The sequence below is a fragment of the Salinispora sp. H7-4 genome (assembly GCF_013416675.1).
Lineage (GTDB): Bacteria > Actinomycetota > Actinomycetes > Mycobacteriales > Micromonosporaceae > Micromonospora > Micromonospora vitiensis.
This window is the reverse complement of the sequence record NZ_JABZED010000004.1, coordinates 42,060-60,032: the sequence shown is the minus strand read 5'-3', so window position 1 is coordinate 60,032 and position 17,973 is coordinate 42,060. Positions and strand designations below refer to the sequence as shown.

The 17,973-nt window shown below is 74.9% G+C and carries 14 protein-coding genes, 1 pseudogene and 1 riboswitch; all 15 genes and pseudogenes read left to right on the top strand.

Features of this window, described 5'->3' with window-relative positions:
* The first annotated feature begins 42 nt into the window (after window positions 1-42).
* The 15 genes and pseudogenes from H0524_RS05460 to cobA all read left to right on the top strand — a co-directional run bounded on the left by H0524_RS05460 (window position 43) and on the right by cobA (window position 17,928).
* On the top strand, window positions 43-387 hold the full coding sequence (locus H0524_RS05460) for a hypothetical protein (RefSeq protein WP_018215709.1): 345 nt from the start codon (window positions 43-45) through the stop codon (window positions 385-387).
* A 66-nt stretch (window positions 388-453) separates the two neighbouring features.
* A pseudogene (locus H0524_RS05455) lies at window positions 454-713 on the top strand (IS110 family transposase); the annotation flags it as partial.
* A gap of 22 nt (window positions 714-735) precedes the next feature.
* The gene (locus H0524_RS05450) at window positions 736-1,215 is read left to right on the top strand and encodes an HAD domain-containing protein (protein ID WP_180197672.1); all 480 of its coding nucleotides are present in this window, start codon (window positions 736-738) and stop codon (window positions 1,213-1,215) included.
* A 118-nt stretch (window positions 1,216-1,333) separates the two neighbouring features.
* A riboswitch (cobalamin riboswitch) is annotated at window positions 1,334-1,464 on the top strand.
* Window positions 1,465-1,844: 380 nt separating this feature from the next.
* Window positions 1,845-5,513: a cobaltochelatase subunit CobN gene (gene cobN / locus H0524_RS05445; protein ID WP_180197671.1), complete on the top strand. Its 3,669-nt coding sequence runs from the start codon at window positions 1,845-1,847 to the stop codon at window positions 5,511-5,513.
* Window positions 5,510-7,702: a VWA domain-containing protein gene (locus H0524_RS05440; protein WP_180197670.1), complete on the top strand. Its 2,193-nt coding sequence runs from the start codon at window positions 5,510-5,512 to the stop codon at window positions 7,700-7,702. Before cobN ends, H0524_RS05440 begins: the two co-directional genes overlap by 4 nt.
* The gene (gene cobO, locus H0524_RS05435; protein ID WP_180197669.1) at window positions 7,702-8,313 is read left to right on the top strand and encodes a cob(I)yrinic acid a,c-diamide adenosyltransferase; all 612 of its coding nucleotides are present in this window, start codon (window positions 7,702-7,704) and stop codon (window positions 8,311-8,313) included. The genes H0524_RS05440 and cobO overlap by 1 nt, the downstream gene beginning before the upstream one ends.
* On the top strand, window positions 8,307-9,665 hold the full coding sequence (locus H0524_RS05430) for a cobyrinate a,c-diamide synthase (RefSeq protein ID WP_180197668.1): 1,359 nt from the start codon (window positions 8,307-8,309) through the stop codon (window positions 9,663-9,665). Before cobO ends, H0524_RS05430 begins: the two co-directional genes overlap by 7 nt.
* The gene (gene cobI, locus H0524_RS05425; RefSeq protein WP_180197667.1) at window positions 9,662-10,405 is read left to right on the top strand and encodes a precorrin-2 C(20)-methyltransferase; all 744 of its coding nucleotides are present in this window, start codon (window positions 9,662-9,664) and stop codon (window positions 10,403-10,405) included. Before H0524_RS05430 ends, cobI begins: the two co-directional genes overlap by 4 nt.
* Window positions 10,402-11,223: a precorrin-4 C(11)-methyltransferase gene (cobM, locus tag H0524_RS05420; RefSeq protein ID WP_180197666.1), complete on the top strand. Its 822-nt coding sequence runs from the start codon at window positions 10,402-10,404 to the stop codon at window positions 11,221-11,223. Before cobI ends, cobM begins: the two co-directional genes overlap by 4 nt.
* The gene (locus H0524_RS05415; protein WP_180197665.1) at window positions 11,223-12,365 is read left to right on the top strand and encodes a cobalt-precorrin-5B (C(1))-methyltransferase; all 1,143 of its coding nucleotides are present in this window, start codon (window positions 11,223-11,225) and stop codon (window positions 12,363-12,365) included. The genes cobM and H0524_RS05415 overlap by 1 nt, the downstream gene beginning before the upstream one ends.
* Window positions 12,332-13,717: a precorrin-6y C5,15-methyltransferase (decarboxylating) subunit CbiE gene (cbiE, locus tag H0524_RS05410; RefSeq protein WP_180197664.1), complete on the top strand. Its 1,386-nt coding sequence runs from the start codon at window positions 12,332-12,334 to the stop codon at window positions 13,715-13,717. Before H0524_RS05415 ends, cbiE begins: the two co-directional genes overlap by 34 nt.
* Window positions 13,714-15,447, top strand: a complete 1,734-nt coding sequence (cobJ, locus tag H0524_RS05405) for a precorrin-3B C(17)-methyltransferase (protein WP_180197663.1) — start codon at window positions 13,714-13,716, stop codon at window positions 15,445-15,447. Before cbiE ends, cobJ begins: the two co-directional genes overlap by 4 nt.
* The gene (locus tag H0524_RS05400) at window positions 15,435-15,689 is read left to right on the top strand and encodes a 4Fe-4S dicluster domain-containing protein (RefSeq protein ID WP_018724761.1); all 255 of its coding nucleotides are present in this window, start codon (window positions 15,435-15,437) and stop codon (window positions 15,687-15,689) included. The genes cobJ and H0524_RS05400 overlap by 13 nt, the downstream gene beginning before the upstream one ends.
* On the top strand, window positions 15,686-16,276 hold the full coding sequence (locus tag H0524_RS05395; protein WP_180197662.1) for a precorrin-8X methylmutase: 591 nt from the start codon (window positions 15,686-15,688) through the stop codon (window positions 16,274-16,276). The genes H0524_RS05400 and H0524_RS05395 overlap by 4 nt, the downstream gene beginning before the upstream one ends.
* Complete coding sequence (gene cobA, locus H0524_RS05390; protein ID WP_180197661.1) at window positions 16,273-17,928, top strand: uroporphyrinogen-III C-methyltransferase; 1,656 nt, start codon at window positions 16,273-16,275, stop codon at window positions 17,926-17,928. Before H0524_RS05395 ends, cobA begins: the two co-directional genes overlap by 4 nt.
* Window positions 17,929-17,973: the final 45 nt, after the last annotated feature.

Genomic DNA, 17,973 nt, shown 5'->3' with positions numbered 1-17,973 from the left:
GCACTGGAGGCCGGCGGCACCGGAGATGCGAGGAGGAGCGGCATGGGCTGGTTCAGTCGGAAGCGGTCGCGTACCTGGGAGTCTGACGGGGTGCCGACGAAGCTCGACCGGGAGGGCACCCGCGCGGACCTGGTGGCGCTGGAGCAGTTCGTCGCCAGCCGGACCGGGGTCGAGTTCTACCTGGAGCCGGAGACGACGGCGACGGACACGACGGTGGTGGCGATCGCGCACGACGGCGAGTGGATCCGCCGCCGTACCGGGTCGCCGCGGGTTGCCGCGTCACTCGCCCGCCGGCTGGCCCTGCCGCTGTACGAGGCAGCCAAGATGGGCTATCCGGAGCGGATGCGCGCCTGGAACCGGGCCCACCCGGAGCGGCGCCTCCGGTAGCCGCCGTGACCGTTACCTTTTTGATCGTCCCCACCCGGGGGCCCTCGGTCACCCGGCCCGGTATGACGATCCGGCAGCAGCATCCGCGGCGAGCACCCACCGCGAGGCGGCAACAAAACCTCAAACGAGCGTTCTTCCTCGCCGCGTTCGCAGCCCTCACCGACCCCGTCAGCCGCGCCTACTACGACCGCAAACGCGCCGAAGGCAAACGCCACGACGCCGCCCTCATCTGCCTCGCCCGACGCCGCTGCAACGTCCTGTTCGCCATGCTCCGCGACAAGATTCCCTACCAGCCAAGACCAATCGTCGCGGTCACCCCCGGCTGACCACATCAGGCAAAATCCGCAGATGACCCGGCCCCTGCTCCTGCTCGACGTCGACGGTGTCCTCAATCCCTACGGAACTGTTCAACCACCGGCCGGCTACACCGAGCACCACCTGTTCCCCGACGAGGAACCCGTCCGTGTCAACTCCGCACATGGCGCCTGGATCACCGAAGCGAGCACCGTCCTGGACGTCGCCTGGGCCACGGCCTGGAACGACGAAGCCAACCAGCTCCTCGCACCGCTACTGCACATCACCTCCCTGCCCGTGATCACCATGCCAGCCGCACCGTTCCACCCCAGCGACAAAATCCCGCTCATCGCCGCCTACGCCCAGCAACGGCCCGCGGCATGGATCGACGACCTCCACACACCCCAAGCCCACACCTGGGCCGCGACCCGCACCAGCCCCACCCTGCTGATCACCCCCGACCCAACGATTGGCCTGACCCGTGACGCCATCGACCACATCATCGTCTGGGCCAAAGCCCTCGATGCGCGTTGACAAACCCATTAGGGACACCCCCGGGGCGGCGGCTCCGGGACTGGTCGACCGCTGCTCTGCCCTCGTTTCGTTGACCGGGACGTATTGGTGTGGCAGAGTTCGCGGCCGGACGGCAGTGAAGGAAGCCGGTGTGAATCCGGCGCGGTCCCGCCACTGTCACCGGGGAGTGATCCCCCTTGTGGAGCCACGACCGTGCGTCGCGCGGTTGGAAGGCCGGGGGTGAGCGTCGATCCGGGAGCCAGGATACTTCGGCCGTCGGTGCACCCCAGGGCGTGGATACCCGAGGAGGACCCGATGACGTGTAGCGTCCCATCCATCGACAGTTGTCGCATCAGTCTGGCCGGCGGCGGTATGCCCGCCACCGGTCCGCGGCCCGACCCCGCCGCGATTGGTCCCGCTGCCGCGATTGGTTTCGCCGCCGCGACGGGTCCCGCCGCCGAGAACGTCCCTGCTGCCGTGCGGGGGGGCCGCCGTTCTCGGCCCTGCTGCCCGCGGTTGATCGCCGCCTGACGCGCGCCCGGTCGGCCCGCCCGGTCGGGTGGCCCGAGACGGTGCCCGCGAAGCCGAATCACCTCCCGCTTCACTGATCGCCCGCGCCACAACGTGGGCGTCACTCTCCGGAGTTTGCTGTGCGCATTCTGCTGCTCTCCACCGCCGACACCGACCTGCTCGCCGCGCGGGCCAGCGGGGCCGACTATCGCCTGGCCAACCCGAACCGCGTGGCCGTCGACGGCGTCCCGGAACTGCTCGACGGCGTGGACCTGGCCGTCGTACGCCTGCTCGGCGGTCGGGCCGCATGGCCGGACGGACTGGCCGCGGTCCTCGCCGCGAACGTGCCGACGGTGGTGCTGGGCGGGGAGAGCGTCCCCGACGCCGAGCTGACCGCCGCCTCCACCGTGCCCGCCGGTGTCACCACCCAGGCCCTGTCCTACCTGGTCGAAGGGGGACCGGAGAACCTGGCGCAGCTGGCCCGGTTCCTCTCCGACACGGTGCTGCTCACCGGCGCGGGGTTCGCGCCCCCCGCACCGACCCCGGCGTACGGGATGCACGGTGCCCGGTCGACCAGCCCGGACCGGCCGACCGTCGGAATCGTCTTCTACCGGGCGCACGCGCTCGCCGGCAACACCGCCTTCGTGGACACGCTCGCCGACGCCGTGGAGGCCGCGGGAGGAAACGCGGCGCCGATCTTCTGCGGCTCGCTGCGCGGGCTGACCGCCGGCGCGGGCCCACTGGAACTCTTCGCCCGCTGCGACGCGCTGCTGGTCACCGTACTCGCCGCCGGGGGCACCGTGGCCACCGACGCGGCCGGCGGTGGCGACGAGGACGCCTGGGACGTGGGCGCGCTGGCCGCCCTCGACCTGCCGGTCATCCAGGCGCTCTGTCTCACCAGCACGCGGGAGCAGTGGGCCGACAGCGACGCCGGGTTGTCCCCGTTGGACGCGGCGATGCAGGTGGCGATCCCGGAGTTCGACGGGCGGATCGTCACCGTGCCGTTCTCGTTCAAACAGCTCGACGCGGACGGGCTGTCGGTCTACGCGCCGGACCCGGAGCGCGCCGCCCGGGTGGCCGGAATCGCCGTCCGGCACGCCCGGCTGTGGCACCTGCCGAACGCCGGCAAGCGGGTGGCGGTGGTGCTCAGCTCGTACCCGACGAAGCACTCCCGGGTCGGCAACGCCGTCGGCCTGGACACCCCGGCCAGCGCGGTGCGGCTGCTCGCCGCGCTCGCCGCCGCCGGCTACGACCTCGGCGCGGCGCCCCTACCGGACGACGGGGACGCCCTCATCCACGCCCTCATCGCCGCCGGCGGCCACGACGTCGAGTGGCTCACCCCCGAGCAGCTCGCCACCGCCAGCGCACGGGTACCGCAGGAGACGTACCGGCGGTGGTTCGACCAGGTGCCGGCGCAACTGCGCGCAGACATGGTCCGCCACTGGGGGGAGCCGCCGGGCGAGCTGTACACCGACGGCGGTGGCCTCGTCCTGGCCGGCCTGCGGTTCGGCAACGTGGTCCTGCTGATCCAGCCGCCCCGCGGCTTCGGGGAGAACCCGATCGCCATCTACCACGACCCGGACCTGCCCCCGAGTCACCACTACCTGGCCGCGTACCGGTGGCTGGCCGCCCCCGCCACGGCGGGCGGCTTCGGCGCGGACGCCGTGGTGCACCTGGGCAAGCACGGCACCCTGGAGTGGCTGCCGGGCAAGGGCCTCGGGCTGGCCGCCGACTGCGCTCCGGACGCGGTCCTCGGCGACCTGCCGCTGGTGTACCCGTTCATCGTCAACGACCCGGGGGAGGGGACGCAGGCCAAGCGCCGCGCGCACGCGGTCGTCGTCGACCACCTGGTGCCGCCGATGGCCCGCGCCGAGACGTACGGGGACCTGGCGAAGCTGGAGCAGCTACTCGACGAGTACGCCACCGTGCAGGCGCTCGACCCGGCGAAGGTGCCCGTCGTCCGGGGACAGATCTGGGAGCTGGTGCGCACCGCGGAGCTGCACCACGACCTGCACCAGTCGGAGATGCCGGCCGCCGACGACTTCGACGACTTCGTGTTGCACCTCGACGGCTACCTCTGCGAGGTCAAGGACGTGCAGATCCGCGACGGCCTGCACGTGCTGGCCGAAGCACCTGGCGGCGAGGCGCGGGTCAACCTGGTGCTCGCCGTGCTGCGCGCCCCACAGGTGTGGGGCGGGACCCGGGCCCTGCCCGGCCTGCGGCAGGCCCTCGCCGCCAGCTACGGCCTGGACGAGTCCGCGTTGCTCGCCGCGCCCGGAGCCCGGGTGCGGGTGCCGGCCGCGCTGACCGACGCGGCCGGTGGGCCGGCCGGCACCGCCGCCGACGCCGTCGACCTGATCGAGGGTCTGGCCCGGCGCCTCGCCCTCGGGATGGAGACGCTCGGCTGGCCCCCCGACCGGGTGGAGGAGGTCGTCGTCGAGGTCACCGGCCGGGCGATTCCGGCAGCCGCCGCGGTGCTGCGCTTCGGCGCCACCGAACTGGTGCCGCGGCTGGAGCGCACCACCGACGAGCTGGCGCACACCCTCGCCGCCCTCAACGGGCGGTTCGTGCCGCCCGGCCCGTCCGGGTCACCCACCCGGGGCCTGGTCAACGTGCTGCCCACCGGTCGCAACTTCTACTCGGTCGACCCGAAGGCGATCCCGAGCCGCAACGCCTGGGACGTCGGCGTGGCCCTGGCCGACTCGCTGCTGGCCCGGCACCTCGCCGACACCGGGACGTACCCGCGCTCGGTCGGGCTCACCGTGTGGGGTACCAGCGCCATGCGCACGCAGGGCGACGACATCGCCGAGGTGCTCGCGTTACTCGGCTGTCGACCCACCTGGGACGACCGGTCCCGACGGGTGACCGGGGTCGAGGTGGTGCCCCTGGCCGAGTTGGGACGCCCCCGCATCGATGTGACCGTCCGCATCTCCGGCTTCTTCCGGGACGCCTTTCCGCACGTGGTGGCGCTCATGGACGACGCGGTACGACAGGTGGCCGCGCTGGACGAGTCAGCCGCGGACAACCACCTCCGGGCGCACGTGGCCGAGGACCTGGCCGGGCACGGCGACGAGCGCCGGGCCACCGCGCGGATCTTCGGATCGAAGCCGGGCGCCTACGGGGCCGGGCTGCTTCCGCTGATCGACGCCCGGAACTGGCGCAGCGACGCCGACCTGGCCGAGGTGTACGCGGTGTGGGGCGGCTACGCGTACGGGAGGGGGCTGGACGGCCGGGAGGCCCGCACCGACATGGAACGCGCCTTCGCGCGGATCGCCGTGGCGGTGAAGAACCAGGACACCCGGGAGCACGACATCGTCGACTCCGACGACTACTTCCAGTACCACGGCGGGATGGTGGCGATGGTCCGGCACCTCACCGGCGCCGCACCGGCCGCGTACGTCGGCGACTCGGCGATGCCGCACGACGTGCGGACCCGCACCCTCAGCGAGGAGACCCGCCGGGTGTTCCGGGCCCGGGTGGTCAACCCGAGGTGGATCGCGGCGATGCGCCGGCACGGCTACAAGGGCGCCTTCGAGCTGGCGGCCACCGTCGACTACCTGTTCGGCTACGACGCCACCGCGGGCGTGGTCGACGACTGGATGTACGAGCGGCTCGCCGAGGCGTACCTGTTCGACGCCGAGACCCGGGAGTTCCTGGAGCGGTCCAACCCGTGGGCGTTGCGGGGCATGACCGAACGGCTGCTTGAGGCCGCCGACCGGGGGCTGTGGGCAAAGCCGGAGCCGAGCACCCTGGACCGGCTCCGGGAGACGTATCTGGCCAGCGAGGGCGATCTGGAGGAGCGCGGATGAGCACGACGAGTGAACCGGGCCTGCGGGTTGCACGGCGGCCGCGCCCGGAGGCGGCCGTGGCGAACTACCCTTTCTCGGCTGTACTCGGCATGGCCGACATGCGCCTGGCGCTGCTGCTGAACGCGGTCAACCCGGCCATCGGCGGGGTGCTGGTACGGGGCGAGAAGGGCACCGCCAAGTCGACCGCGGTGCGCGCCCTCGCCGCCCTGCTGCCGCCGGTGGTCCGGGTCGCCGGCTGCCGGTTCGCCTGCGATCCGCAGACGCCCGACCCCGGCTGCCCGGACGGGCCCCACCCGGCGGCGTCGGCGACCGAACGTCGCCCAGCCGCGTTGGTCGAACTGCCGGTCGGCGCCGCCGAGGACCGGGTGGTCGGCTCGCTCGACCTGGAGCGGGTGCTCGCCGACGGGGTCCGCGCCTACGAGCCCGGCCTGCTCGCCGCCGCCCACCGGGGGGTGCTCTATGTCGACGAGGTGAACCTGCTCCACGACCATCTGGTCGACCTGCTGTTGGACGCCGCCGCGATGGGGCGCTGCCACGTCGAGCGGGAGGGGGTGTCGGTCCGCCACGCGGCCCGGTTCCTGCTGGTCGGCACGATGAATCCGGAGGAGGGGGAGCTGCGTCCACAGTTTCTCGACCGGTTCGGGCTGACCGTGGAGGTGACCGCCAGCCGTGACCCGGCCGTCCGGGTGGAGGTGGTGCGGCGCCGGCTCGACGCCGACGCGGACCCGGCCGGCTTCGCCGCCCGCTGGGCGGGGGAGGACGCGGCGGTCGCCGGGCGGGTGGCCGAGGCCCGCGCCCGGCTGGACCGGGTGGTGTTGACCGACGCGGCCCTGCGGCAGATCGCCGAGGTCTGCGCGGCGTTCGACGTGGACGGGATGCGGGCCGACATCGTCACCGCCCGGACCGCCGTGGCACACGCCGCCTGGCAGCGCCGGGACCGGGTGAGCGCGGAAGACGTGCGGGTTGCCGCCCGACTCGCCCTGCCGCACCGTCGCCGCCGGGATCCGTTCGACCCGCCGGGACTGGACGAACAACGCCTGGACGAGGCGCTGAACCGGGCACAGGAGGAGCATCCCGACGACCCGGACGACGGCGCCGGTCCCGGCCGCGGTCCGGGGGATGACGCCGGTCCCGACGGCGGTCCGGGCGGGGGCACCGGTCCCGGGGATACGGGCGGCCCGGCTGGCGACACCGGACCCGAGCCGGACACCGGTTCCACGGCAGACATCCACCCCGACGGCAGCACCGGCCCCGCGGCTGATCGGTCCGGTCCGGACCGAGCCGCGGTCCCCGAGGACGGTGCCCCCGGGCCCGCGCACCCGAGCCGGGACGCGTACCCGAGTGGGGTCCCGTACCCGGTGGCCGCGCCGCAGCTGGGGCTCCGGGCGCGGCTGTTCACCGCGCCCGTTATCGGGGAGGGGGTGCCGGGCCGGCGGTCGCGGGCACGGACCGGGCGGGGTCGCACCACCGGCGCCCGGGTACCGGCCGGGCGTCCCGGTGCGCTGCATCTGCCGGCGACGATCCGGACCGCCGCCGGGCACCGGGTCGCCCGGGGACGGGCCCGCGGACCGCTGCGGATCCGCCCGGCCGACGTGCGGGAGGCCGTCCGGGAGGGGCGGGCGGGCAACCTGGTGCTCTTCGTGGTGGACGCCAGCGGTTCGATGGGCGCCCGGCAGCGGATGAGTGCCGTCAAGGGCGCGGTGCTCGCCCTGCTCACCGACGCCTACCAGCGTCGGGACAAGGTGGCGGTGGTCGCCTTCCGCGGTGCTGGCGCGCAGGTCCTGCTGCCCGCCACCGCCTCGGTGCTCGCCGCCTCCACCCGGCTGGCCGAGCTGCCCACCGGTGGGCGTACCCCGCTCGCGGAGGGCCTGCTCGCCGCCGCCGAGCTGCTGCGGGTGGAGCGGTTGCGGGACCCCCGCCGGCAACCGTTGACCCTGGTCCTGACCGACGGTCGGGCCACCGCCGGCGCCGACCCGTTACCCCGCGCGGCGCGGGCGGCGGCGGTGCTGCGCGCGACCGGCGCCCCCTGTGTCGTCGTGGACTGCGAGTCCGGCCCCGTCCGCCTCGCCCTGGCCCGCCGCCTGGCCACCCAGTTGGCCGCCGCCCACCACCCCCTGCCCACCGTGACGACCGCCCCGTTGGCGGCGTTGGCGACCGCCGGCTTCGCCGCGGAGCGGAGCGTGCGCTGATGCCGCAGGGTAAACCGACCCACGTGCCAGCCGACGGGCTCACGACCCGGCAGCGGCGGAACCGCCCGTTGCTGATCGTCCACACCGGATCGATGAAGGGGAAGTCCACCGCCGCCTTCGGCCTCGCGCTGCGGGCCTGGACCGCGGGACTGCCGATCGGGGTGTTCCAGTTCGTCAAGAGCGCCAAGTGGCGGGTGGGCGAGGAGAGCGCGTTCCGCGCCCTCGGCGAGGTACACGAGCAGACCGGTCGGGGCGCCCCGGTGAGCTGGCACAAGATGGGTGAGGGCTGGTCCTGGATCCAGCGCGACGGTACGGCCGACCACGCCGCCGACGCCCGCGAGGGGTGGCGGCAGATCCAGCGCGACCTGACCGCCCAGCGGTACGGCCTCTACGTGCTCGACGAGTTCACCTACCCGATGAAGTGGGGCTGGGTGGACGTCGCCGAGGTGGTCGACACCCTCACCACCCGAACCGGCTTTCAGCACGTCGTCATCACTGGTCGGGACGCCGACCCGCGCCTGGTGGCCGCCGCCGACCTGGTCGCCGAGCTGACCAAGGTGAAGCATCCGATGGACGCCGGCCAGAAGGGCCAGAAGGGCATCGAATGGTGAGCGTCCCCTGGGCCCTGCCGCGGGTCGTGGTCGCCGCACCGGCCAGCGGCCACGGCAAGACCACGATCGCCACCGGGCTGCTCGCCGCGCTGCGCCGCCGAGGCCACCCGGTCAGTCCACACAAGGTCGGCCCGGACTACATCGACCCCGGCTACCACGCCCTCGCCGCCGGCCGGCCCGGCCGCAACCTCGACCCGTGGCTGGTGGGGGAGGAGCGGATCGCCGGTCTGCTGCGGCACGGCGCGGCCGTGCCCCGCCCCGCCGACATCGCGGTGATCGAGGGGGTGATGGGGCTGCACGACGGTGCGGTCGGCCACCGCGGGTACGCCTCCACCGCCCACGTCGCCCGGCTCGTCGCCGCGCCCGTGCTGCTGGTGCTCGACACCACCGCCCAGGGGCGCAGCGCCGCCGCCCTGGCCCTCGGAATGGGCGCCTTCGACCCGGCGGTGCGAATCGGCGGGGTGGTGCTCAACCGGGTCGGCTCGCCCCGGCACGAGTCGTTGCTGCGCGAGGCCCTGGCCGAGGTCGGCGTACCGGTGCTGGGCGCGGTCACCCGGGCCGTCGAGGTCGCCGCCCCCGCCCGCCACCTCGGCCTGGTGCCGGTCGCGGAGCGGGCCGCCGAGTCGGTCGCCGTGGTTGACGCGTTGGCGGACCTGGTGGGAGCCACCGTGGACCTCGACGCGGTGCTGGAGTTGGCCCGAAGCGCGCCGCCACTGACCGCGCCGCCCTGGGACCCGGCCGCCGCGGTCGGCGGGGCGGCCGGGTCCGACCGGCCGGTGGTCGCCGTCGCCGGTGGCCCGGCCTTCACCTTCGGCTACGCCGAGACGACCGAGCTGCTCACGGCCGCCGGTGCCACCGTGGTGCCGTTCGATCCACTGCGAGATGGGGCGCTGCCCGCCGGTACCCGGGCCGTGGTTGTCGGCGGGGGCTTTCCCGAGGTGTACGTGGAGGCGCTCGCCGCCAACACCGGGCTGCGCGCCGATCTGGCCGCCTTCGACGGGCCGGTGGTGGCCGAGTGCGCGGGTCTGCTCTACCTGGGACGCGAACTGGACGGGGTGCCGATGTGCGGCCGACTCGACCTGACCGCCCGAATGACCGGACGGCTCACCCTCGGCTACCGGTCGGCTGTCGCCGCTGCCGACTCGGTGCCGCACACCGCCGGTGAGCTGGTCCGTGGGCACGAGTTCCACCGCACCGGCACCGATCCCGGTCACGGTGCGCGGCCGGCGTGGCGCTGGGACGGGGCCGCGCACGGCTTCGTCGCCGGCCGGATCCACGCCTCGTACCTGCACACCCACTGGGCCGGCCAGCCCCGAGCAGCCCAGCGGCTGGTAGCGGCGGCGGCCCGATGACCGCGACGCTGACCGGGGTCGGGGTGGGCCCCGGCGACCCCGAGCTACTCACCGTGCGCGCGGTGCGGGTGCTGCGCGAGGCTGACGTGGTCTTCGTACCCGTGCTGGACCGGCCGGCGGGCGCCGCGGCCCCCGGCCGGGCCGAGACCACGATCGCCCCGTACCTCCCGCCGGAGCGGCTGCGCCGGCTGCCGTTCGCCCTGGACGACCGGGGCGGGGTGACCCGACGGCGGGAGAGCGCGTGGAACGCCGCCGCGCAGGCGGTCGCCACCGCCGTTGACGACGGGGCCCGGGCCCTGGCCTTCGCCACCATCGGCGACCCCAACGTCTACTCCACCTTCGGCTATCTGGCGCAGACCCTCCGCGAATTGCGTCCGGCGGTCGTCGTGCGCACCGTCCCCGGCATCACGGCCATGCAGGAACTCGCCGCCAGAAGCGGAGTTCCACTCTGCGAGGGGCGAGAGCCGCTGACCCTGCTGCCGGCCACCGCCGGGCTGGCGCTCTTCGCCGACGCGGTCGCCGGGCCGGGCACGGTCGTCGCCTACAAGGGGTGGCGGCGGCACCCGGAGTTGCTGGCCGAGCTGCGCCGACAGGGCCGGCTCACCAATGCGGTGCTGGGCAGCGGGCTGGGCCTGGCCGGCGACCGCGTCGGCCCGGCTGCCGAGGCCGGCGACGACCCGCCGTACCTGTCGACACTGCTGGTCCCGGCCCGCCGGGACCGCCGAGGGGGGAAACTGTGAGCGGCACCGTCTGGTTCGTGGGTGCGGGACCCGGCGCGGCAGATCTGCTGACCCTGCGCGCGGCCCGGGTGATCGCCGCTGCCGACGTGGTGGTCTGGGCGGCCAGTCTGGTTCACGCCGACGTCCTGGCCCACGCCCGATCGGACGCCGAGATCGTCGACTCGTCGCGGTTGCCGATGGAGGGGGTGCTCCCCCTGTATCGGCGGGCCGCCGCCGACGGGTTGACCGTGGCCCGGATCCACTCGGGCGACCCGGTGCTGTGGGGCGCGGTGCAGGAGCAGCTCGACCTGTGTCGGGCGCTCGGGTTGGCCGTGGAGATCGTGCCGGGGGTCTCCTCGTTTTCCGCGGTCGCCGCCCGGATCGGTCGGGAGCTGACCGTTCCCGAGGTCGCGCAGTCGGTGATCCTCACCCGCCTGGAGGGTGGGAAGACGCCGATGCCGCCGGGGGAGCGGGTCCGCGATTTCGCCCGGCACGGCACCACCATGGCGTTGTTCCTCTCCGCCGCCCGCTCCGGTCAGGTGCAGGCCGAACTGCTCGCCGGGGGTTACCCGGCCGACACCCCGGCGGTCGTGGCGTATCAGGTGACCTGGCCGGACGAACTGGTGGCGCACTGTACCGTCGGCACCCTCGCGGCGACGGTCAAGGAACACCGGCTCTGGAAGCACACCCTCATCCTGGTCGGGCCGGCGCTGGCGGCCGCCGGTACCCGTTCGCATCTCTACCATCCGGGGCACTTCCACGGTCACCGGCGGGCGGAGCCAGCCGCGCGGGCCGCCCTTCGCCGGGAGGCCACCACCCGGGCGGATCGGCCGACCTGATGGCCTACGACCCGCCGCCGTTGCGCGAGCCGGACCTGCCGCGTACCGCGAAGGTCCGACCCGTGGCGCTGCGCACCGGCTGGACCACCGGCGCCTGCGCGACGGCCGCGACGAAGGCCGCGCTGACCGCCCTGGTCACCGGGGTGTCGCCGGAGGAGGTCGAGATCGGACTGCCGGCCGGGCGGCGGGTGTGCTTCCCGGTGGCCCGCTGCGACCGTACGGCTGCTGGCGCCGAGGCGGTGGTGGTCAAGGACGCCGGCGACGACCCGGACGTCACCCACGGCGCCGAGCTGACCGCCACGGTCGGCTGGCGGCAGGTCCCCGGACTGGCCCTGGCGGGTGGGTCCGGGGTGGGCACGGTGACCAAGCCGGGGCTGGGACTGCCGGTCGGCGGGCCGGCGATCAACGACACCCCACGCCAGATGATCGGTGCGGCGGTCGCCGAGCTGGTCGACCTGGCCGTCCTCGGCGTCCGGGTGGTGATCAGCGTCCCGCGAGGCGAGATCATGGCTCGGAAGACCACGAACCGCCGGCTCGGCATCCTCGGCGGCATCTCCATCCTCGGTACGACCGGCGTGGTCAGACCCTTCTCCACCGCGTCCTGGCGGGCCAGCGTCGTGCAGGCCGTACAGGTGGCGGCCGCGCAGGGAGAGTCGACGGTGGTGCTGTGTACGGGTGGGCGGACCGAGCGGGCCGCCCGAGCGCTGCTGCCGGAGCTGCCCGAGGTCTGCTTTGTGGAGGTGGGTGACTTCACCGGCGCGGCGGTCACCGCCGCCGTCACCCACGGTCTGTCCGGGGTGGCCTTCGTCGGCATGGCCGGCAAGCTGGCCAAGCTCGCCGCCGGGGTGCTGATGACCCACTACACCCGCTCCAGGGTGGATCTGTCGCTCCTCGGCGGGGTGACCATCGAGGCGGGCGGCACCGCTGACCTGGCCGCTGCCGTCACCGCGGCCAACACCGGTCGGCACGCGTACGAGTTGTGGGAGGCCGCCGGCCTGCTCGGCCCTGCCGGTGCGGTGCTCTGCGGTCGGGTCCGCGCGGTGCTGCGACGCTTCGCCGGGGACGCCGTCGCCGTCGACGTGGCGATGGTGGACTTCTCCGGGCGGCGATGCGTGGCCGCCAGCGGGCGGTGGGCCCGGTGACCGGTACGCCGGGGGCGGATCGACGGGAGGCCGGTGCCGACGGCGCCGGTGACTCCGTCGTCGCTGGTGCTGGTGCTGGTGCCGGTGCCGGTGCCGGTGCCGGAGCTGGAACTGGAACTGGAACTGGAGCTGGAACTGGAACTGGAACGACGGTGGTGACGGTGGCCGGTGTGGACGCCGCCGGTAACCCGGCGCACCCCGCCCTCGCCGCCGAGCTGGTGCGGGCGGGGCTCGTGGTCGGTGCGGCCCGGCACCTGGCGGCCGCGGCGGTGCCGGCCGGCGCGGAGACGGTTGTGCTCGGTCCGTTGCCGCCGGCCCTGGAACGGCTGACCGCCGCGGTTGCCACCGGCGTCCCGGCCGTCGTTCTCGCCAGCGGTGATCCGGGTTGCTTCGGGATCGTGCGGCGGCTGCGGGCGGCCGGGCTGCCGGTGCGGGTGTTACCGGCGGTGTCCAGTGTCGCTGCCGCGTTCGCCCGGGCCGGGCTCTCCTGGGACGGCGCGGCCGTGGTCAGCGCCCACGGCCGGGACGCCCGATCGGCGCTCAACGCCTGCCGGGCGCTGCCCCGGGTCGCGGTGCTCACCGCGCCGGGTGCGGGGGCCGCGGAGCTCGGTGCCGGCCTGGCGGGCTGGTCCCGTCGGCTGGTGGTGGCCGAGCACCTCGGTACCGACGCCGAACGGATCACCTGGACGACCCCGGCGGAGGCGGCGGCTGGTAGCTGGACTGATCCGCATGTGCTGCTGAGCCTCGGTCCCGGACCGGGCGGAGCGGCCCGGGTGGACAACCAACCGGCCGCCGCCCCGGCCGCCGGGTGGGCGCTGCCCGAGGGGGCGTACCGGCACCGCGATTCGATGATCACCAAGGCGGAGGTACGGGCGTTGGTCGTGGCCGGGCTGCGGCCCCGGCTCGGCCGGCTGGTGTGGGACGTGGGTGCCGGCAGCGGCTCGGTGGGCATCGAGTGTGCCCTGCTCGGCGCGGCGGTCGTCGCGGTGGAGCGGGACCCGGCGGCCGTGGACCTGGTGTACGACAACGCCGCTCGGCACGGCGTGGACGTACGGGTGGTTCCCGGTGCCGCCCCGGCCGCCCTGGCCGGGCTCCCCGACGCTGACGCGGTCTTCGTCGGCGGGGGCGGCACCGGGGTGCTCGCCGCGGTGGCGGCCCGCCGACCGGCGCGGGTGCTCGTCGCGCTCGCCGCGCTGGACCGGGTCGCCCCGGCCCGGGACGTGCTGCGCGTCGCCGGCTACACCGTCAACGGTGTCCAACTCTCCGCCGCCCGCCTCGCCGACCTGCCCGGCGGGTCGATCCGTCTCGCGGCCACCAATCCGGTGGTCGTCCTCACCGGGGAGCTCCTGTGAAACACGTTGATTGCACCGAGGCGCGGTCGGGCCGGATCGGGCTGGTCGCGGTCACCGCGGCGGGACGCCGGCACGCCCGGGTCCTCGCCGATGCCTGGCCGCAGGCCCGGCTGCTGGAGGCGGAGAGCGCCGCCGCCGGACTCCGCGCCGCCTGGTCGGAGTGCGACCAGATCGTCGCCTTCCTGGCCACCGGGGCGGTGGTCCGCCTCCTGGCGCCGCTGCTCGACGACAAGCGCAGCGATCCGGCGGTGGTGACGGTGGACGAGGCGGCCCGGCACGCGGTGGCCCTGCTCGGCGGGCACGCCGGCGGTGCCAACGTCCTCGCGGCCGAGGTCGGGGCGCTACTCGACGCGGCACCGGTGGTCACCACCGCCACCGACGCGGTCGACCTGCCCGGCCTGGACACCCTCGGCTGGCCGGTCGAGGGGGCGGTCGCCGCGGTGAGCCGGGCGATCCTGGACGGCGAGCCGGTCACGGTGGTCGCCGACGCGCCCTGGCCACTGCCGGCACTGCCAACCAACGTCCAGGTCGCCCCGGCCGGCCCCGCCGGTGCTCCCGGGGTGGGCTATCGGGTGCTGGTCACCGACCGGATCGTGCCCGTGGATGGGCGGACCGCCGTGCTCCGGCCCCCCTCCCTGGTCGCCGGGGTCGGGGCGAGCCGCGGCGTGCCCGCCGCGGAGGTGCGTGCCCTGCTGGATCGGGTGCTCGCCGCCGCGGGCCTCAGCGCGGCGAGCCTGCGCTGTCTGGCCAGCGCCGACATCAAGGCCGATGAGGACGGTATCCGCAGCACCGCCGCCGCGCTGCGGATACCCCTGACAACGTGGTCCGCCGCGGAGTTGGCGGCGGTTGCGGTGCCCAACCCCAGCGAGGTGGTTCGCGCCGTGGTCGGCACGCCGAGTGTCGCGGAGGCCGCGGCGTTGCGCGGTGGGGACGCCGAACTGCTGGTGCCCAAGACCGCGACCGCGATGGCGACCGTCGCGGTCGCCCGGCATGCGCCGCGCGGCCGGCTCGCCCTGGTCGGCCTCGGACCCGGTGCGGCCGAACTGCGTACCCCCCGGGCGGTGACCGAGTTACGGCGGGCCGCCGTCGTGATCGGTTTGGACCAGTACCTGGACCAGATCCGCGACCTGTTGCGCCCGGGGACCCGGGTGCTCGCCAGCGGGCTCGGCGCCGAGGAGGAGCGGGCCCGGTCCGCCGTCGCCGCGGCCACCGCCGGCCAGGCCGTCGCCCTGGTCGGATCCGGCGACGCCGGGGTGTACGCGATGGCGAGCCCCGCCCTGGAGTACGCCGACGAGCGGGTCGATGTCGTCGGCGTGCCCGGGGTGACCGCCGCCCTCGCGGCGGCGGCCCTGCTCGGGGCGCCGCTGGGGCACGACCACGCCTACCTGAGCCTCTCCGACCTGCACACCCCGTGGGAGGTGATCGCCCGTCGGGTTACCGCCGCGGCGCAGGGGGACTTCGTCGCGGTGCTCTACAACCCGCGCAGCCGGAACCGGGACTGGCAGTTGCCGGCGGCGCTGCGGCTCCTCGCGGCGCACCGACCGCCGGATACACCCGCCGGTGTGGTCCGCAACGCCAGCCGAGCCGGGCAGCGGGTGCACCTGGCCACCCTGGCGACTCTCGACCCGGCGACCGTCGACATGTACAGCGTCGTGGTCGTGGGCAGTAGCCAGACGCGCCGGGTCGCCGGCCGGATGGTCACCCCGCGCGGCTACCGGTGGCGGACGTGACCGGCCCCGCTCCGGTGCGGGTCGACGCCTGCCAGGGCTGCGGGGCCTGCCTGCTGACCTGCCCCACGCACGCCATCCGGCCAGTGCCCGGCGGGCTCGTCATCCGGGCCGACCGTTGCACCGGTTGCCTGGAGTGTCTGGAGATCTGCCCGGTTGGTGCCATCCGCACCACCGGCCCGCGACAGGAGGAGTCGATGTGCATCACCCCGGACCACGCCGCAGCGGTGCGGGAGGACGGGTGAGCCGGCCGGTGCATCCGATCGAGGTCGAGTCGTACCGGATTCTGCGGGAGCGGGTGGACCTTCGGCACCTGGCGCCGCTGACCCGCGCGGTCACCGAGCGCGTGGTACACGCCAGCGCGGACCTGAGCTACGTGACGGATCTGGTCTGTGCCGAGACCGCGCTGGCCGGTGGGCTGGCCGCACTCCGGTCCGGCGCGCCGGTCGTGGCCGATGTGGCGATGGTTGCCGCCGGGATCACCGGCCGGGCGACGGTCTGCCCGGTCGCCGAGGCGGGCACCGCCGCGCTGGCCCGGCAGGCCGGGATCACCCGTTCGGCCGCCGCGGTGCGGATCGCCCTGGACCGGGTGGGTCCCGGTGCGGTGTGGGTGGTCGGCTGCGCGCCCACCGCGCTGACCGAACTGCTCGCCCTGGATGCCCGGCCGGCCCTGGTGGTCGGCCTGCCGGTGGGCTTCGTCGGCGCCGCAGAGTCGAAGGCCGCGCTCCGAGTCAGCGGTCTGCCGGGAATCTCGAACCGGGGCGAGAAGGGCGGGTCGGCGGTGGCCGCCGCCGCCCTCAACGCCCTGCTCTATGTGGAGGGGGAAGAGTGACCGCACTGGTCATCGTCGGGCACGGCACCCGCAGCGCCGAGGGGGTGGCGCAGTTCGCCGCGCTGGTCGAACGGGTCCGCACCCGGGCCGGCGGTACGGTCGGCGACGTCGAGGGCGGCTTCATCGAGCTGTCCCGTCCGCCCCTGACCGACGCGGTCGGCGCGCTCGCCGGCCGGGGGCACCGGGCGCTGGTGGCGCTGCCACTGGTGTTGACCGCGGCCGGGCACGGCAAGGGCGACATCCCGGCGGCGCTGGCCCGGGAACAGCAGCGCCACCCGGGCCTGTCCTATGCCTACGGCCGACCGCTGGGCCCGCACCCGTTGCTGCACACGGCTCTCCAGGAGCGGATCGACGCCGCGCTGGCCGGCGCCGAGCGGGCCGACACGTGGGTGGCGTTGATCGGGCGTGGCTCCACCGATCCGGACGCGAACGCCGAGGTTGCCAAGGTGGCCCGGTTGTTGTGGGAGGGCCGGGGCTACGCGGGCGTTGAGCCGGGCTTCATCTCGCTCGCCGAGCCGTCCGTGCCGGCGGTCCTGGATCGGCTGCGCCGGCTGGGGGCGCGGCGGATCATCGTCGCCCCGTACTTCCTGTTCGCCGGGGTGCTACCGGATCGCATTCGGGCCCAGTCCCAGGAGTACGCCGCGGCGCATCCCGGGCTGGACCTGCGGGTGGCGGACCTGATCGGTGACTGCGACGCCCTCGCCGACCTGGTGCTGGAACGCCACGCCGAGGCGGTGCGGGGCGACATCCGGATGAATTGCGACACCTGTGCGTACCGGGTGTCGATGCCGGGCTTCGTCGACAAGGTGGGTCGGCCGCAGACCCCGCACGACCACCCGGACGACCCGGTGGGCGGGCACGGTCACCAGCACCAGCACCAGCACCCCGAGCCCGTGCTGCGGCCGGGTGCGGTGGCGATCGTCGGCGGCGGACCGGGCCCGGCAGACCTGATCACGGTCCGGGGTCGGGCGTTGCTGGCAGTCGCCGACGTGGTGGTGGTGGACCGGCTCGCCCCGCAGGATCTGCTCGCCGGACTACGCCCAGGGGTGCAGGTGGTGGACGCGGCGAAGTCACCCCGGGGGCCGTCCGTCGGGCAGGACGCCATCAACACCGCACTGGTCCGGCACGCCCGCGCCGGGCGGCGGGTGGTCCGGCTCAAGGGCGGCGACCCGTACGTCTTCGGACGCGGGCACGAGGAGGTGTTGGCCTGCGCGGCGGCCGGGGTCCCGGTGACCGTGGTGCCGGGGGTGACCAGCGCGGTGGCCGCGGCGGCCCTGGCCGGGGTGCCGGTCACCCATCGCGGGACGGCGCACGAGTTCACCGTCGTCTCCGGGCACCTGCCGCCGGGGCATCCGGACTCGCTGGTCGACTGGGCGGCGCTGGGCCGGGCCCGGGGCACCCTGGTGGTGCTGATGGGGGTCGAGACGATCGGCGCCGTCGCCGCGGAGCTGATGGCGCACGGGCGTGCCCCGGACACCCCTGCCCTCGCCGTACAGGACGCCGGCCACCCGGGGCAGCGCTCGTTGCCGGCGCGCCTGGATGAGATCGCTGCGGTGACGGCTCGGGCGGGGGTGTGTCCCCCGGCGGTCTTCGTGGTCGGCCCGGTCGCGGCGTTCGCCGCGGAGCCCGCTCTGGCCACGTCGGGCCGGTGAGCTGACTCCCGGATGTCGTCCGCCGCGCAGGTGACCCACTCCGGT

What these genes read in the sequence shown, in the direction of transcription:
- H0524_RS05460 (WP_018215709.1), top strand. Translation starts at nt 43, where the DNA reads ATGGGCTGGTTCAGTCGGAAGCGGTCGCGTACCTGGGAGTCTGACGGG.
- H0524_RS05450 (WP_180197672.1), top strand. Translation starts at nt 736, where the DNA reads ATGACCCGGCCCCTGCTCCTGCTCGACGTCGACGGTGTCCTCAATCCC.
- H0524_RS05440 (WP_180197670.1), top strand. Translation starts at nt 5,510, where the DNA reads ATGAGCACGACGAGTGAACCGGGCCTGCGGGTTGCACGGCGGCCGCGC.
- cobO (WP_180197669.1), top strand. Translation starts at nt 7,702, where the DNA reads ATGCCGCAGGGTAAACCGACCCACGTGCCAGCCGACGGGCTCACGACC.
- H0524_RS05430 (WP_180197668.1), top strand. Translation starts at nt 8,307, where the DNA reads ATGGTGAGCGTCCCCTGGGCCCTGCCGCGGGTCGTGGTCGCCGCACCG.
- cobI (WP_180197667.1), top strand. Translation starts at nt 9,662, where the DNA reads ATGACCGCGACGCTGACCGGGGTCGGGGTGGGCCCCGGCGACCCCGAG.
- H0524_RS05415 (WP_180197665.1), top strand. Translation starts at nt 11,223, where the DNA reads ATGGCCTACGACCCGCCGCCGTTGCGCGAGCCGGACCTGCCGCGTACC.
- cbiE (WP_180197664.1), top strand. Translation starts at nt 12,332, where the DNA reads ATGCGTGGCCGCCAGCGGGCGGTGGGCCCGGTGACCGGTACGCCGGGG.